The organism is Psychrobacter sp. 1Y6 (genome assembly GCF_052258385.2).
GTDB lineage: Bacteria > Pseudomonadota > Gammaproteobacteria > Pseudomonadales > Moraxellaceae > Psychrobacter.
The window spans coordinates 881753-896713 of record NZ_JBQQEW020000001.1 but is presented as its reverse complement, the minus strand read 5'-3'; the positions used below and the strand labels follow the sequence as shown (position 1 = coordinate 896713).

16 protein-coding genes and 1 pseudogene are annotated in these 14961 nt (G+C 41.2%); 7 read left to right on the top strand and 10 right to left on the bottom strand.

Features of this window, described 5'->3' with window-relative positions:
* Positions 1-101: 101 nt before the first annotated feature.
* The 4 genes from ACTXGF_RS17475 to ACTXGF_RS17460 all read left to right on the top strand — a co-directional run bounded on the left by ACTXGF_RS17475 (position 102) and on the right by ACTXGF_RS17460 (position 2187).
* Entirely contained in the window at positions 102-533 is a 432-nt protein-coding gene (locus ACTXGF_RS17475) for an Lrp/AsnC family transcriptional regulator (protein WP_057761040.1), read from the top strand.
* Positions 534-834: 301 nt separating this feature from the next.
* Entirely contained in the window at positions 835-1230 is a 396-nt protein-coding gene (locus ACTXGF_RS17470; protein WP_290177546.1) for a hypothetical protein, read from the top strand.
* Between the two features lie 10 nt (positions 1231-1240).
* Positions 1241-1771: a hypothetical protein gene (locus tag ACTXGF_RS17465; RefSeq protein WP_443533970.1), complete on the top strand. Its 531-nt coding sequence runs from the start codon at positions 1241-1243 to the stop codon at positions 1769-1771.
* On the top strand, positions 1768-2187 hold the full coding sequence (locus tag ACTXGF_RS17460) for a hypothetical protein (RefSeq protein WP_201567283.1): 420 nt from the start codon (positions 1768-1770) through the stop codon (positions 2185-2187). Before ACTXGF_RS17465 ends, ACTXGF_RS17460 begins: the two co-directional genes overlap by 4 nt.
* Positions 2188-2622: 435 nt before the next feature.
* Here ACTXGF_RS17460 and ACTXGF_RS17455 read toward each other — a convergent pair whose 3' ends face one another.
* From ACTXGF_RS17455 to rutA, 9 genes and pseudogenes are all read right to left on the bottom strand, one after another.
* Positions 2623-3219, bottom strand: a complete 597-nt coding sequence (locus ACTXGF_RS17455; protein WP_443533972.1) for a malonic semialdehyde reductase — start codon at positions 3217-3219, stop codon at positions 2623-2625.
* Between the two features lie 18 nt (positions 3220-3237).
* Complete coding sequence (gene rutD / locus ACTXGF_RS17450; RefSeq protein WP_443533974.1) at positions 3238-4014, bottom strand: pyrimidine utilization protein D; 777 nt, start codon at positions 4012-4014, stop codon at positions 3238-3240.
* Positions 4015-4125: 111 nt separating this feature from the next.
* A pseudogene (gene ribB, locus ACTXGF_RS17445) lies at positions 4126-4803 on the bottom strand (3,4-dihydroxy-2-butanone-4-phosphate synthase); the annotation flags it as partial.
* A gap of 109 nt (positions 4804-4912) precedes the next feature.
* Positions 4913-6412, bottom strand: coding sequence for a CoA-acylating methylmalonate-semialdehyde dehydrogenase (locus tag ACTXGF_RS17440; RefSeq protein ID WP_443533976.1), 1500 nt, complete (start codon positions 6410-6412; stop codon positions 4913-4915).
* 40 nt (positions 6413-6452) lie between these two features.
* Positions 6453-7811, bottom strand: a complete 1359-nt coding sequence (locus tag ACTXGF_RS17435) for a solute carrier family 23 protein (RefSeq protein ID WP_443533978.1) — start codon at positions 7809-7811, stop codon at positions 6453-6455.
* A 33-nt stretch (positions 7812-7844) separates the two neighbouring features.
* Positions 7845-8426: an NADH-dependent FMN reductase RutF gene (rutF, locus tag ACTXGF_RS17430; RefSeq protein ID WP_191114002.1), complete on the bottom strand. Its 582-nt coding sequence runs from the start codon at positions 8424-8426 to the stop codon at positions 7845-7847.
* A 132-nt stretch (positions 8427-8558) separates the two neighbouring features.
* Positions 8559-8942, bottom strand: coding sequence for a pyrimidine utilization protein C (rutC, locus tag ACTXGF_RS17425; RefSeq protein WP_057761062.1), 384 nt, complete (start codon positions 8940-8942; stop codon positions 8559-8561).
* Between the two features lie 75 nt (positions 8943-9017).
* Positions 9018-9737: a pyrimidine utilization protein B gene (gene rutB, locus ACTXGF_RS17420; protein ID WP_404692613.1), complete on the bottom strand. Its 720-nt coding sequence runs from the start codon at positions 9735-9737 to the stop codon at positions 9018-9020.
* A 14-nt stretch (positions 9738-9751) separates the two neighbouring features.
* Positions 9752-10855, bottom strand: coding sequence for a pyrimidine utilization protein A (gene rutA, locus ACTXGF_RS17415; RefSeq protein ID WP_443533981.1), 1104 nt, complete (start codon positions 10853-10855; stop codon positions 9752-9754).
* 510 nt (positions 10856-11365) lie between these two features.
* Between rutA and ACTXGF_RS17410 the strand changes: the two genes are divergently transcribed.
* The gene (locus tag ACTXGF_RS17410; RefSeq protein ID WP_443533983.1) at positions 11366-12001 is read left to right on the top strand and encodes a TetR family transcriptional regulator C-terminal domain-containing protein; all 636 of its coding nucleotides are present in this window, start codon (positions 11366-11368) and stop codon (positions 11999-12001) included.
* 272 nt (positions 12002-12273) lie between these two features.
* Positions 12274-12552: a peptidylprolyl isomerase gene (locus tag ACTXGF_RS17405; protein WP_102078430.1), complete on the top strand. Its 279-nt coding sequence runs from the start codon at positions 12274-12276 to the stop codon at positions 12550-12552.
* 228 nt (positions 12553-12780) lie between these two features.
* Here ACTXGF_RS17405 and ACTXGF_RS17400 read toward each other — a convergent pair whose 3' ends face one another.
* Complete coding sequence (locus ACTXGF_RS17400) at positions 12781-13719, bottom strand: pirin family protein (RefSeq protein ID WP_443533985.1); 939 nt, start codon at positions 13717-13719, stop codon at positions 12781-12783.
* A 268-nt stretch (positions 13720-13987) separates the two neighbouring features.
* Between ACTXGF_RS17400 and truC the strand changes: the two genes are divergently transcribed.
* Entirely contained in the window at positions 13988-14761 is a 774-nt protein-coding gene (gene truC / locus ACTXGF_RS17395) for a tRNA pseudouridine(65) synthase TruC (RefSeq protein WP_443533986.1), read from the top strand.
* Positions 14762-14961 lie beyond the last annotated feature (200 nt).

Genomic DNA, 14961 nt, shown 5'->3' with positions numbered 1-14961 from the left:
TCAGTTAAAATGTCAATAATTTACTAAATATGGACATTTTTTTGACACATTGTTAGGTATTACTTAGCAGAATGTCAAAATCCAATGAAGGAAGCACTTTTATGGCGTATTACACTTATGACTCTTTAGATAGCGAACTGATATCTGAACTTCGACAAGATGGTCGAGCAACCATCTCAAATCTGGCTAAAAAACTTAAAGTCTCTCGTGCCACTGTCCAAAATAGATTGGATAGACTGATTCACAACGGTGCTATTTTAGGATTTACGATTCGAGTGCATGAGGCACTAGATAAAGAAACAGTCAAAGCGATGATGATGATTGAAGTAACAGGAAAATCTACTTCACAAGTAATTAGGAAGCTGCGAGGTATACCGCAATTGATTAAGCTACATACGACCAATGGGGCATGGGATTTGGTAGGAGAGATACACACGACAAGCTTAAGGGAATTTGATGAAGTACTGCGTCAAGTCAGAGAGATTGATGGCATTTTGAATAGTGAAACAAGTGTTCTGCTTTCGAGTTTGTAATATAGCGACACTTGTATCACCAATAATATTGAATACTTAGTTGGCACTCCCTTTGCCATTATAGGTAAGTCTACTATTCACGTTAATATCAAAATAAATAAAAGATTTATTTAAGTTTATTTTCTTAAATCATATAAAAGTATGAATGTAAATAAAGAACAAAAGCCTTGTATTGTATAGTTTTTTATTTACATTTGTTAACTAAACCGTTACATTGTGTCTATCTAAGTTAGGTGTGAAAATATCATGTTTTCACACCTAACTTATACTGTGCATATCACTCTATTAAAAAGGAAATAAGATGAAAGCTATATTTACTCTAATAGCCGCTTTATCACTTGGTGGCTGTGTTTCAGCAGCACATCATGCTGGACAAGTTCAAAGCAATTCAAATATATCTGTGGGCGTTGTTCAAAAACAAATCAAAGTAGGCATGAGTGGTGCAGATGTATTACAAGCACTTGGGTCACCGAATATGGTCTCTACAGATGATCAAAGAAGAGAGGTCTGGGTTTACGATAAAGTAGCTACAGATAGAGTTCAGTCATCAAGTACAGGTTGGGTATTTGCTGTTCTAGCTGGTGGTCAATCTAGTTCAGGGGCGTCATCTACCTCACAGAGAACACTTACTATAATAATAAAATTTGATGAACAAAACTTGGTAAGAGACTTTGCCTATCATTCATCAAAGTTCTAGGGTCAAACTAATGAAAAAAATGAAATATATCTTTGTCGCTTGTACTTTAGCAATGACTGGTTGCGCGACAACTGCACCAGAAAACTTATTTCAAGCTTCTGAGACCTCTCTACAAGAACGACAAATGCAGTCTAGATTTTTTGAGACAAAAGATGAGATCTCACTTCTTTCAGCTGGAGTAGCTGTATTACAAGATATGGGATATTCGATAGACGAAACCGAAACAAAATCAGGTGTTATTACAGCGTCTAAGACTGTAAGTGCCACCAATAACGCGCAGATAGCAGGCGCGGTACTATTAGCCGTCCTTGGTGGTGGCAATATGTCAGTTGATAGCGAGCAGCAAATTAAAGTTAGTTTCGTCACACTACCTTCTAAGCTCAACAATGAAGGTTATTTAGCTAGAGCTACTTTTCAGCGTATTGTGACAAATACTCAAGGACAAGTAACCAAAGCCGAAACCATGAAGACAGAAAAGCTATATGTTGAATTCTTCAGTAAGTTATCTAAATCAGTATTTTTAGAGGCTCAAGAAATATGAAATCATTAAAAATAACTTTTTTCGCTGCCTTCCTCGCTATTACAGGTTGTGCAACACATGATGCTAGAATTTTGGGCGCTGACAATCAAGTAGAGCTACGCAGTATGCAAACGCGAGCTTTTGATACCAGTGATAAAACTATAGTAGTTAGAAATGTAATATCAACCTTACAAGATTTGAGCTTTGTCATTGATAAAGCTGATACAGATCTTGGTACAGTTTCAGCTACCAGACTAGTCAGCGGTAATAAAGTTAGAATGACTGTTACTGCAAGACCTTCTAGTTCTGGAAAATCTGTAATTGTTAGAGCAAACGCGCAATATAACTTGAAACCAATTGAAAATCCCAAAATATATCAAGATTTTTTCTCGGCTTTATCAAAATCTCTTTTCTTATCAGCTAACGCTGTAGAGTAAGAAATATAAAAACCGTAAATCTCGGAAGTTTGTTTATATTCTAATATAACCAATTCTCTATAACGTGGATACATGTCAGTTTCGCTTAGCCTACTATATAGTCATATACAGAGAAATATATGTAGCATAGCTCAGATAGCCATAGGCTGATACAAGAAATATCTATAAGAAAGTGTAATAATACGTTGCTTGGTCAACCTACTCAAACATGATAGAGATCGTTGGTTCGAATCATATTATGTTTGCCAAATTTAAACAGCCCCAATCTCAAGGTTGGGGCTTTTTTCAGGGCTGCAATAGAAGAGCTGTAGCAGAAAACCTTTAGTTTTAGAGATCTTTAATTAAAAATGGTTATTAAACGTCATCATGTTTCACTTAATAACCCAGACCCAGTCGAAAGCAGCTACCCTTCCACATGGTTGAATGACTTGTTTCTTATAAAATCTGACAAGCTTCATCAAAGTCTAGTCTTGGAAGACGGCTATATAATTGGTCTTCTTGACCATAACCTATATTAATCAGTAGATTTGAAGTCCATTTGCTATCTTTAAGAAAGGTGTCGTCCACTAATTCATTATTAAACCCAGACATTGGGCCCGTGTCTAAACCCAAGGCTCTACAAGCCAAGATTAGATAAGCCGCTTGCATAGAACTGTTTCTAAACGCCGTCTCTTTTATGAGTTCAGGGCTAGAGTTAAACCATGATCTGGCATCCGTATGTGGAAATAATTTGGGAAGCTGCTCATAAAATTCATTATCATAAGCGACAATCACTGTGACAGGTGCTGTCATTGTTTTTTCAATATTACCTGATGACAGTGCTGGCTCTAATTTCGCTTTAGCGTCATCAGATTTGAGAAATACAAACCGCGCCGGTGAACAATTGGCCGAGGTAGGCGCCATTTTAATCAAGTGATAGATCTCTTCAAGTAGTGCATTTGGTACGTCTTTTTTTTGCCAAGCATTAAAGGATCTGGCCTTACCAAACAGCTGATCTAGATCTTCTGAAGATAACGATAGGGAGTCAGTCATAGTACGTCCTAATTGATATTAATTTTTGGATAAGAATTGAAGGATTTTGCTATTGGTTGAGCAGGTTTCTGTGATTGTACTGGCATGTCCGCCCGTCACCATTAACTCAAATTGGGCATTTTGCATATTTTCAGCCAAAGCCAGACCGCGTTGCCATGGCACCAAAACATCATCAAGATTGCTTAAAACTAGCGTTTTATTTTTGATATGCTTGGCATTTATCAGGGGCTTATAAGCCTGCAAGGCTTTTAGTCTCGTTGAGACGTTCTCGACTGGCGCAAAGTGAGCGATGGCTTTATCTTCTTTTTGTGTGAGTGTATCTATGTTGTCTGAGATCCAGATCGGTGGGTACAAAAATATTGCTTGGGCACGTACAAATGCCTCTACCCCTGTATCTTGTAGCAAACTGGTTCGCATACGAAAACATTTAACAGTATGAGGATCTAGGCTTTCCCAACCATTTAAGATAACCAGTTTATTTAACAATTCTGGCGCTTTATAAGCAACTTCCATACCGATAAATCCGCCAAGTGCGTGACCGACGAAATGACAGTTAGAAAGCCCTTCTTGTTTTAATATTTCGATTAATTGATCCGCTAAATCTTGCATAGAATAGTCATCGGGCAAGAGATCACTGTCAGGTGATACCCCCTCTTGTTCATAGCAAATCACATTGTAATGCTCGGTAAAACTCTCAATTTGAGGTAACCAAAAATCAGCATGCCCGCCTAAACCTGAACTAAATACGACCGTTTCTAACGTGTCATTCTTACAAGGATATTTTTTAACTAACATAGGGTTTCATCCAATTTCAGTAAAATTCAAATTGCGGTAAAAGTATCTAATAGCTTATAAAATCAAGTTAAATTAAACTGACTAAATCAATTCAACGGTACGCTCATCGCTTTCATCATATTCATACGTTACGGTTTCTTCGAAACTTTCGACTTCGCTTTCACCTTTGCTTTCGATGGCCTCTTGAGACTTAATATATTTGATTAACGCGTCTATGGTGCCGACCTTTAGATTATGAGTATCAGCGAATTTCATCAGATCATTTCTACGAGCCATTTCACCATCTTGGTTGATAATCTCTACAATAACCGCAGCAGGTTCTAAACCAGCCAGTCTCGTTAAATCGCAACCTGCTTCGGTATGCCCAGCCCGCTCTAAGACACCGCCTTCTTTAGCCACTAATGGAAAAATATGACCTGGGGTTACGACGTCATCAAAGGTAACGTCTTGAGACACGGCAGTTCTGATAGTCTGAGCTCTGTCTGCCGTTGATATTCCGGTACTCACCCCTTTTGCTGCATCAATGGAAACAGTGAAATTTGTACTATAAGGTGCTTGGTTGTCTTTGCACATGAGAGGCAGTTTTAATTTTTTGCAACGTTCGGAGGTCAAGGTCAAACAAACCAAACCTCTGGCATGTGTAATCATAAAATTAATATCATCAGGTTTGGCGAGACTTGCAGCCATAATGAGGTCACCTTCATTTTCCCGATCCTCATCATCCATGATTATGACCATCTTGCCTGCTTTAATATCTTCAATGATTTCTGGTATTGTATTGATATTCATAAAATCCACCATTTGCATTTATATTTGCTTTTGTATGTTGTTATGTAGAGCCTATTGTCAATTAATCACACGCTCTACATAACGTCCTACGTTTGATACGGCCGTATAGCTACTTCATAGAAATAGTAGTATTTACGCCTTCACTAGCATCTTCATCAAACCAACGTGATATCACCGTTTTAGTCTGCGTATAAAACTGCACCGCTTGCTTACCATAAGGACCTAAATCACCGAGCTTACTGGCTCTAGATCCTGTAAACGAAAACATCGGTAGCGGTACTGGAATTGGTAAATTAATACCAACTTGTCCAACATCGATATCTTGTTGGAACTTATGTGCATGGGCACCAGACTGGGTGAAAATTGCAGTACCATTACCATTTGGATTGGTATTGATAATCTTAATGGCTTCCTCAAGCGTGTCGGCATACATAATGCATAGGACAGGACCAAAAATTTCTTCGGTATAACAGCTCATATCAGTGGTTACATGATCTAAGATGGTTGGACCAACAAAGTTACCCTCTGCATAACCTGCTACCTGACAACCACGGCCATCTAGCCTGAGAGTTGCCCCTTCGTCTATACCGGCTTGGATTAAGCGCTCAACACGGGCTTTGGCTTGCTTAGATATTAGCGGACCTAAATCTTTATCATCCTTGCCAGCAGACACTACTAGCTGTGCTGATTTTTCTACAATCTCATCAACCCACTGTTTAGACTCTCCAACCAATACCACGACAGACAGTGCCATGCATCGCTGACCTGCTGCACCAAATGCTGCCCCTGCTAGCTGATTCAGACTTTGTTCTTTATTGGCGTCAGGCATGATAATGGCATGGTTTTTCGCACCCATCATACATTGCACACGTTTACCCGCATGACCTGCACGGTCATACACATGCTTACCCACCGCTGTTGAACCAACGAAAGATATCGCTTTTATGTCAGGGTGATCACACAGTGCATCCACTGTATCTTTACCACCATGAACCACATTTAATACCCCTTTTGGTATACCTGCCTCAAGCGCCAATTCGACCAATCTCATGGTAACGATTGGGTTTTGTTCAGAGGGTTTTAAGATGAACGTGTTGCCTGTGGCGATGGCCATTGGAAACATCCATAGCGGTATCATGGCAGGAAAGTTAAAGGGGGTAATGCCTGCACAGACGCCTATTGGCTGCTGAACGGTATACATATCGACACTACTGGCGACATTTTCAATGTAGCCACCTTGCTGCAAGTTGCCGATACCTGATGCATGTTCTACGACCTCAAGACCTCTAAATACATCACCTCTAGCATCTGCCAGTGTCTTACCTTGTTCTTCAGTCAGTAGCGCTGCCAGCTCATCCATATTTTCACGTATCAGTTGTTGATACTTTAAGAAAACACGGGCTCGTTTACTGATGGGTGTGACACGCCAACTCTGAAAGGCCTCAGATGCCGTTTTGATAGCTTGCTCGATTTCCGCAGGTGTTGATTGTGGTACCTTGGCGATAACTTCTTGAGTGGCTGGATTGGTGATATCAATCCATTCTGTGGTAGTTGATTCGGTAAATTCGCCATTGATCAATTGTTGTACGCTGCGTGGTTCTGTATTCATGACACGATTCCTTAAGGTAATATCAAATAGGGATTAAAATTTATGGATTGAGTTTTAAGAGCGGCTCTGATGTAGCGATTTCTCTCTCAGTGGTCACGCTCACCTCTTTTTGCTTATTTTTAAAATTGAAAATGAGGTTCATAAGAATGGCCAAGAAAGTAGCGGTACCGATACCACCTAAATCAAAGCCTGCAATGTTTAGTGAATAGTTGCCAGTACCTAAGATTACTGGGACGGCGGCTACCAACATGTTGCCATTCTTACTAAAATCAATTTTTGCATTCATCCAGATACGCGCACCAGCGATCGTAATCAAACCAAAGACAACGATTGAAGCACCGGTCAAAATAGGCACAGGAATGGTACTTACCAAGGTTCCAAACTTAGGGGATAAACCCAATAAGATTGCAAAGACACCTGCTATGACAAAGACGACTGTAGAATAAATTTTGGTCGCGGCCATCACGCCGATGTTTTCTGCATAAGTCGTCATACCAGTGCCGCCTACCGAGGCTGAAAGCGTGGTACAAAGGCCATCAGCGAAGAACGCTCTACCCATATAAGGTGAGATACTTTTGCCAGTCATGGCCTCTACTGCTTTGAAATGCCCAAGATTTTCAGCGATCAAGATGATAAAGACGGGTGCAATCACTAATATGGCATTGGTCTCAAAGACAGGAGAATAAAGGGTTGGTATACCGAACCAAGCAGCATTTGCAATTGGACTAAAATCAATAGGCGTGCCCATGCCCAAGACATTGGTTAATAGGAAATAAATAAAATATGCGGCGACCAATCCGATTAACAGTAACAGGCGTCTGACCATGCCTTTGGTAAATACGGCGACTGAACAGATACATAATACGGTGACTAACGCCATCCAAGAATCAAAGCTACTGCCGATGACGCTTTGTATGGTGACAGGCGCTAGGTTCAACCCGATAATCATGACAATGGACCCAGTGACCACAGGTGGCATCAAGTTCTCAATCCACTCTGTCCCTGTTCTCATCACCAGTAGACCCATCAGTGCGTATAAAACCCCGCAGACAACGGTACCTCCCAGGGCAATACCAATATTTGGATTGATACCAGTGCCGCTATACCCTGTTACTGCTGCAACCGCTCCGATAAATGCAAAACTAGAGCCCAAATAACTTGGTACGTGACCCCCAGTAATCAGAAAGAAAAGTATCGTACCTATACCCGTAATCAGCATGGTCAAGCTAGGATCAAAGCCCATCAGTAAGGGAGCTAAGATTGTCGCACCGAACATTGCGAATGAGTGCTGTGCGCCTAACACCACACTTTTACCCATTGGTAAGTATTCATTGATACCTACCGGTGTCGTTTCTAGGTTCCCAGTATAGGGACGCCATTTCACAAACCATTTATCCATTTTGAATATCCTTAAAAAGTAGAGGTGTGATACTTAGTTTTTGCACTTACTCAATTGATGGTAGTCTCGATTGAAATAGATGAGACTTTCACAATCAGGCTTGTGTTTGATATCCAATACTTCACAAATAAGAATATCGTGGGTTCCCACCGAGCTGATGAGTTTGATTTTGCAATCAAAAGAGATACTGGCATCTTCTAGTACAGGCGATCCTGTTGACAGCGTGGACCAGTTGCCTTGCTCAAATCTTTCTTCCAGCGCCTTTTTACCACCGAACACACCGCTTAAATCTTTATGCTCAAGACCAAGTGTGTTGACGCATAGCACCATATTTTCTTTAAAAAATTTGTATACAGAAGCGCTTCGGTTTAGACACACTAATAGGGTTGGCGGTTCGTCAGTGACACTGCATACCGCTGAGGCTGTAAATCCTGCGCGCCCTGCTGGACCCTCAGTGGTAATAATGTTCACGGCAGCCGCCAACTTGCTCATTGCATCTCTAAAAGACTGCTGCATGTCGGTTAAGTTTCCTGCCGTAGAGGTGAATGATTCTTTAGACTTATGTTTCATTAATGAGGATTGCGTTACTTGGCTTTCTTTAATTACTGTATTCATCTGTCATTTCCTTTTAAACAATATTCCGCCACATGTGTAGTCAACTAAAGCGCCCTACTACAGTCCAATGCTAGGGGGTTCGATGTCAGGTAACTTTAAATTCACTAACTGCAGTTATTTTTAAACAGGTTTTTATCCAATGTGCGCTATGGACGCGATTTCGACCAAAGCATCTGGTTTTACCAACCCGCATTGGATACAAAATCTTGCTGGCTTTTCATTGGGAAAAAATTCTGCATAGACCTGATTGACCGCATCATAATCTGCCCAATCTTTTACAAAGATTGAATTAAATGTCACATCATCCATATCGCCGCCAGCGGTTTGAATAACGTTTTGAATCGTTGTTAACACATGGCGGGTTTGAGCAGCGGCATCACCCACATGTACGACATCGTTGTTTTCATCAAAGGGCAAGGTGCCAGAGACATAAACGATGTTGTCGGCCTTAGTCGCTGGGACATAAGGGGCTAATGGCTTGCTGGTACCTTCAGGGATAATCACTTGTTTAGACATATCTACATTCCTAGTGTGGTTGGATTAAGTATGAAGCGCTTGGTTTAGGTTGCTAAAAACTGGCTAGGTAAAACGTTAGCTATCTGAAAAACACTGCTGCATGCTGGCAACATCAGACACCCAACCAAAAAAGGTTTTTACGTTATATAGTGTGGCGTCATGAGCTTCTACTGGCCCTGCCTGATAACAAGCGTCATCTAATAACACCCCAAAATACTCAAGGAAAAATCCATCTCGAAGCGTAGATTCAACACAGACGTTAGTCGCGATACCAGTGAGTAATAAGTTACGTATGCCACGTGACCGCAATACGCTATCGAAATTGGTGTTAGCAAAGCCGCTATATCGAGGTTTATCTATAACGATGTCTTGAGGTGCAGGGCTAAGCTCGTCGACTAACTCGTAATCCCAGCCGCCTTTTGCCAATAGCGTCCCCTCAATTTCAGGATTCTTACGCATGGTTTTTAGGGCATTTGATTTGTGATAATTGGGCGATCCACTACCACCCGCTTCGACATACTTGTTGTCCCAGCCATTTCTGAAATAGATGACTTGTATGCCAGATTGATGCGCAATATCCACGGCTTGCTTGATTTTATCGATGACGGGCTTGGTCGCTGTGACATCAAACCCAGCCAAATCTAGATAACCACCTTGGCTGGCATACGCGTTTTGCATGTCCACGACGATCAATGCCGTCTGGGATGGATCTAACTTGATAGGTTCAGGCAACGACTCTAAAACAGGAGAGGATTCCTTGGTAAAGTCTGCACAAATTGTATTAACCGAATTCATATTTGCTCCTTTTATTAGGCTTCGCTGACAGCTTGGCTGGTAACTGGTGTATCAACATTGATGCGGCTCTGCATCAGCGGTTGAATTCTGCTACCAAAATCCTCAACGCCTTGCACGAAATCATCAAAGGTCAATAGAACGCCATCCGTACCTTGTACTTCAGCGACTTCGTCTAACATACTGGCGACATTTTCAAAAGAGCCGACAAGCGTACCCATGTTGATATTGACTGGTGAAACGCTTGAGGCCATATGGCGAACGTTGGTATCTTTGCCTGATGTTTTGTCCTTACCGCCTTGCGACTGCAACCAATCAATGGCTTCGAAATCCGCACCATCATTGTATGATTGCCACTTTGCTTGGGCTTTTTCATCGGTCTCATCTGCAATGACCATAAAGAGGACATAGGTCGGAACGTTACGACCCGTCTTATCCGTGTGTACCTTTAAGCGATCATTGATACCGGCATAGGCAGTTGGCGTGTTCAGACCTTTACCGAAGACAAAGTTGTAATCAGCGTATTTTGCAGAGAACGCCAAGCCTGTATCTGATTGGCCCGCACAGATAATCTTCATATCCGCTTTTGGAATAGGCTTCACCTGACAATCATTCATCTGAAAGAACTCACCCTTCAAATCAGATTGGCCTGTTGCCCACAGATCTCTTAAAATTTGTACATATTCAGATAGGTAGTCATAGCGCTTACCAAAATAATCATCACCTGGCCACATGCCCATCTGTCCATATTCTGCTTCTTGCCAGCCAGTCACGACATTCAATCCAAAACGCCCGTTTGAGATGCTATCAAGCGTTGATGCCATTCTCGCTACGATCGCAGGTGGCATAACCAACGTCGCCGATGTGGCATAGATTTTTATCTTGGACGTGACTGCGGCCAATCCCGCCATCAAGGTAAAGCTCTCGAGGTTGTAATCCCAAAACTCCGTCTCCCCGCCAAAGCCGCGCAGCTTGATCATCGAGAGCGCAAAATCGAACCCATAGTGCTCAGCCCGTTGCACAATTTGTTTATTTAGCTCAAATGTTGGCTTGTATTGCGGCGCGTTTTTCGAAATTAACCAGCCGTTGTTGCCAATCGGACAAAAAATACCTATTTCCATGATTTCACCTATACGTTTGAGGAAAAAAAGAGCGATAAAAGAAATAAAGATTATTTCATGTTTTTTATGTAGCATAATCTATGCCAAATTAATTAGTTTTTATTTATCAATAACTTATATAATTTTCATACAAAAATTATTAAACCATATGGTCTAAAAATATGCAGAAAAATAGTGCGGGCTGTTATAAATTGGTGCAAAGTGTTATAAAATAGTGCACAAATGTATAAATTGTTTATAAGTATATTTTGATGGTGATTTGGATGAAGATAAGGTGGAATAAGCAGCAGAAAAGACTGGTCAACAGCAGGTTGCTTTAGTCTGTAAACCTGTAAACCTGTAAACCTGTAAACCTGTAAACCGATATGGTATTGCTCGCTGTTGGAGTAGTTGGCATACCCGTTTTGATCAACCAGTAGCATCTGCCTTTGGTTACTTCTACCCTTTTTTAAATTGAATCAACTATCATTTAAAACTAGGTTTTTTGGCTTTACGATGAGGGAAAATATAGTGAAAGAGTACGCACTAAAAGAAGAGACAGAGACGAGTGCAAAGATATTAAAAAAGAAAGAACATATCATCAATGCTGCATTGATCGTATTTTCCCAAGAGGGGTTAAATGGCGCGCGCATGGAGCAAATTGCCGAAGAAGCTGACATATCTAAATCGAATATATTTTATTACTTCCAAAGTAAAGAAGTTCTGTATGTTGCTGTTTTAGAAAAGGTGCTGAGTAAGTGGTTATCACCTTTGAGTGAGATTAACGCCAACCAAGATCCAAGGGTTGCCCTTAAGACCTATATTGAAGAAAAATATAAAATCTCAAAAAAATCGCCTGCAGCATCGAGACTATATGCGTTAGAGATTATACAAGGGGCACCTCATTTAATGACCGTATTAAAAGGCCCTTTGAGGTCTTTGGTTCGTGAAAAGGTGGCAGTGATTGATGGCTGGATTGCAGATAACAAGATTAAGTCCGTGTCTGCCATCCATTTGATTTTTCATATTTGGGCAGTTACTCAGCACTATTCTGATTTTTCTACGCAAACTGAAGCGGTGTGTAATCATAGCTTGAGAAATAAGAAGTTCGCTAATGAGGCATTAAATACTAGCATTCAACTTCTGGTAGATAGTTTGATTCCGTGATTTGATATGAGTAAAGTACGGCTACCCAATTAGGAAAGCCCCAATCTAAAGATTGAGGCTTTTTTTATGTCCGTCATTTAAGGACTGTAGTTTAAATAAAGACTATAGTTTAAATAAAACATTACATGACTAAAACTCCTTTTCTCTAACTTCTGCAATCACGATTGTATAAGGATGACTTGAGAGAACTCAGCACCTACAAGTGAGTTTAGCAACCAAGGTAAGTAGTGATATAATGTCCTGATAATCGATATTTTATAAAAGGTTACATTATGGCTCGTACCGCTAGCGCATTGCACATTTTAGTAAAACATAAAGAACAAGCTGAGGACATTATTGCCAAGCTTAAAAAAGGTGCTAAGTTTGATGTACTGGCCAAGCGATACTCAACCTGCCCATCAGGGAAAAAAGGTGGCAGCTTAGGCGAGTTTGGCAAAGGTGATATGGTAGGGCCATTCGATAAGGTTTGCTTTACCGGCGAACTATTTACCCCGCATTTAGTAAAGACCAAATTTGGCTGGCATGTCGTAAAAGTCCTTTATAGAACTTAAGCGTTGACGCTCTGATTGTAAGCCAACTGGAATATATCTCAAATATTGTCCTGATTCATATATGATTTATCATCGTGGTAATTATGTGCGAATCAGGATTTGGTTTTTGGTCGACCTACCCCTTCTAATCCTTACGTCAAACTCCCCTTATTTTATTTAAGCAGTATTTTACTTAAGCAGCTTTCTACGAGTTAAGGTCAAATATTGAGGTGGCGAGACAAACTGTAATCAGCCTTTAAAACCTTTCGGTAGTTCAGGTGCAGGCAAGCACTTCATATCAGAGTCAACGTTACCGAAACGCTCATGACCATTATTCCAATCAACAATAGACTGCTCAATCTCAGCTTTGTTATCAGCAACGAAGTTCCACCACATTAGCACTTGATTACTAAGCGGTTCGCCGCCGATAAACATAATACGTGTGCCCTTTTTGGCAGCCAACTTAATACTTTTATTATTGGCGACATCACTATCATGAAAACGGAACAACTGATCTTGCCGACAAACCTTGCCTTCAGACTCTACCTCCCCTTCTGAAACCAAAATACCGTACTCAAAGTTTGGCTCTAAATTCAATGTCGCTTCGCCATCTTGCTTGAAGTACACATCTATACCGACCAGTTTAGAATACTGAATGGTAGGCGCTTTAAATGTCTCACCTGATGTATTGGTATAACTGCCTGTCGTCAGTATCACCTCTACGTTGCCCTCACTCCATGTCGGTAGCTCAAGATAATGATGAAAACTGCGTTCGATTTTCTGATCGGTGGGAAGCGCAATCCATAGCTGCACCATACTGATACCACGTGCAGCATTTTCTGAACCGCCCATATCTGGAAAGACACTTTGTTCTGTATGACTGATGCCTTGGTGTAGACCCGTACCTGCGGTCATGACATTAACTTGGTTTTTGGTAATAACCTGATGATTGCCCAAACTGTCTTTATGTAGCACTTCACCATTTAGCATCCAGCTGAAAGTCTGCAAGTTAGTATGCGGATGGCGTCCCACCTGCATCCCTGCATCATCTTCCCCAAAATCAGCAGGACCTGCATGATCTAAAAAGCACCACGCACCGATAGGTTTTTTGCCTTTGTTAGGTAGTAAACGTGCGATTGGAATACCGCCGACATTAGCCAGTTTTGGCTCAAACGTTTGAATACTCATGAATCTACTCCTTTCTTGATACTCTATATATTACAAAGAATGAGCGTAGAAAAGTGTTGAATGGTTGTTGGTACTTCCATGCTCAACACATCGGCAGCTGACATCTTATCATTTAGCGTTTTACTATTTACCTTGACGCTTCTGCTAATGGCAAAGATATAAACATCGGTGCGGTAGTTTTACTGCTTACTTTCTCTGCAGCACTATCTAAATTTATTATGCCACTACAGGTACAATAAAAAGGATATATAATTGACGCATCTAAAATATGAGCAATGAAAACATGGATATCGAAGGCAATACTGCTGATCAAATAGAAATTATCTATGAAGATGAGTATATAGTAGCGATTAATAAAGAAGCTGGTCTGTTGGTGCATCGTAGTTGGCTGGACAAAGGTGAGACACGCTTTGCCATGCAGCTCACCCGTGATGCGGTAGGCTGCCATGTGTTTCCAGTACATAGGTTAGATAAACCCACATCAGGTGTATTGTTGTTTGCCAAGAGCTCAGCCGTGGCACGTAGCCTTACCGAAGCGTTTACTGAACGCAAAGTGACCAAGCAATATTTGGCTGTGGTGCGCGGCTTTATGTCTGAACAAGGCACTGTTGATTATGCGCTGAGCTTTAAGCCTGACGCCATTGCCGATAAATTTGCGAACTTAGATAAACCTGCTCAAGAAGCGGTCACCCACTGGCAAAGTTTGGCACAAATTGAGCTGCCATTTGCAGTATCAAAAAAGCATACCACTAGCCGTTATAGTCTGGTGCGCTTAACGCCTGAAACTGGGCGCAAACATCAGCTGCGTCGGCATATGAGACATGTATTCCATCATATCGTGGGTGATACCAGTCACGGCGATATACGTCATACACGGTTTTTTCGTACTCACTATGATTGCACGCGTATGTTGCTGCATGCACAGACTTTGGCGCTCAGCCACCCCGTCACTGGTGAGCCACTAGTACTAACAGCAGGATTAGACGATCAATGGATGAGTATCTTAGAAGAGTTCTCTTGGGTAGACAGCGCTAAAGCCTAAACTTATCTAAAATAGTCAGTGAAAAAAGCCAAAATACGGCTGCTAAAGGTTCGGTTCCCTAGTGAGGACTTGAATCTTTGACTGTAGGCTAATGATATCGAGGTTTTGAATTACTGAGATAGCCACAGTGTACTTTATGGTGTACTTACCATACATACTCTATCTATGATCGGTGCGCTATACAGGCATCGAGCTGCTAG

Excerpts from the sequence above, each read along its gene's own strand:
- ACTXGF_RS17475 (WP_057761040.1), top strand. The coding sequence starts at position 102 with ATGGCGTATTACACTTATGACTCTTTAGATAGCGAACTGATATCTGAA.
- ACTXGF_RS17470 (WP_290177546.1), top strand. The coding sequence starts at position 835 with ATGAAAGCTATATTTACTCTAATAGCCGCTTTATCACTTGGTGGCTGT.
- ACTXGF_RS17465 (WP_443533970.1), top strand. The coding sequence starts at position 1,241 with ATGAAAAAAATGAAATATATCTTTGTCGCTTGTACTTTAGCAATGACT.
- ACTXGF_RS17460 (WP_201567283.1), top strand. The coding sequence starts at position 1,768 with ATGAAATCATTAAAAATAACTTTTTTCGCTGCCTTCCTCGCTATTACA.
- ACTXGF_RS17455 (WP_443533972.1), bottom strand. The coding sequence starts at position 3,219 with ATGACTGACTCCCTATCGTTATCTTCAGAAGATCTAGATCAGCTGTTT.
- rutD (WP_443533974.1), bottom strand. The coding sequence starts at position 4,014 with ATGTTAGTTAAAAAATATCCTTGTAAGAATGACACGTTAGAAACGGTC.
- ACTXGF_RS17440 (WP_443533976.1), bottom strand. The coding sequence starts at position 6,412 with ATGAATACAGAACCACGCAGCGTACAACAATTGATCAATGGCGAATTT.
- ACTXGF_RS17435 (WP_443533978.1), bottom strand. The coding sequence starts at position 7,811 with ATGGATAAATGGTTTGTGAAATGGCGTCCCTATACTGGGAACCTAGAA.
- rutF (WP_191114002.1), bottom strand. The coding sequence starts at position 8,426 with ATGAATACAGTAATTAAAGAAAGCCAAGTAACGCAATCCTCATTAATG.
- rutC (WP_057761062.1), bottom strand. The coding sequence starts at position 8,942 with ATGTCTAAACAAGTGATTATCCCTGAAGGTACCAGCAAGCCATTAGCC.
- rutB (WP_404692613.1), bottom strand. The coding sequence starts at position 9,737 with ATGAATTCGGTTAATACAATTTGTGCAGACTTTACCAAGGAATCCTCT.
- rutA (WP_443533981.1), bottom strand. The coding sequence starts at position 10,855 with ATGGAAATAGGTATTTTTTGTCCGATTGGCAACAACGGCTGGTTAATT.
- ACTXGF_RS17405 (WP_102078430.1), top strand. The coding sequence starts at position 12,274 with ATGGCTCGTACCGCTAGCGCATTGCACATTTTAGTAAAACATAAAGAA.
- ACTXGF_RS17400 (WP_443533985.1), bottom strand. The coding sequence starts at position 13,719 with ATGAGTATTCAAACGTTTGAGCCAAAACTGGCTAATGTCGGCGGTATT.
- truC (WP_443533986.1), top strand. The coding sequence starts at position 13,988 with ATGAGCAATGAAAACATGGATATCGAAGGCAATACTGCTGATCAAATA.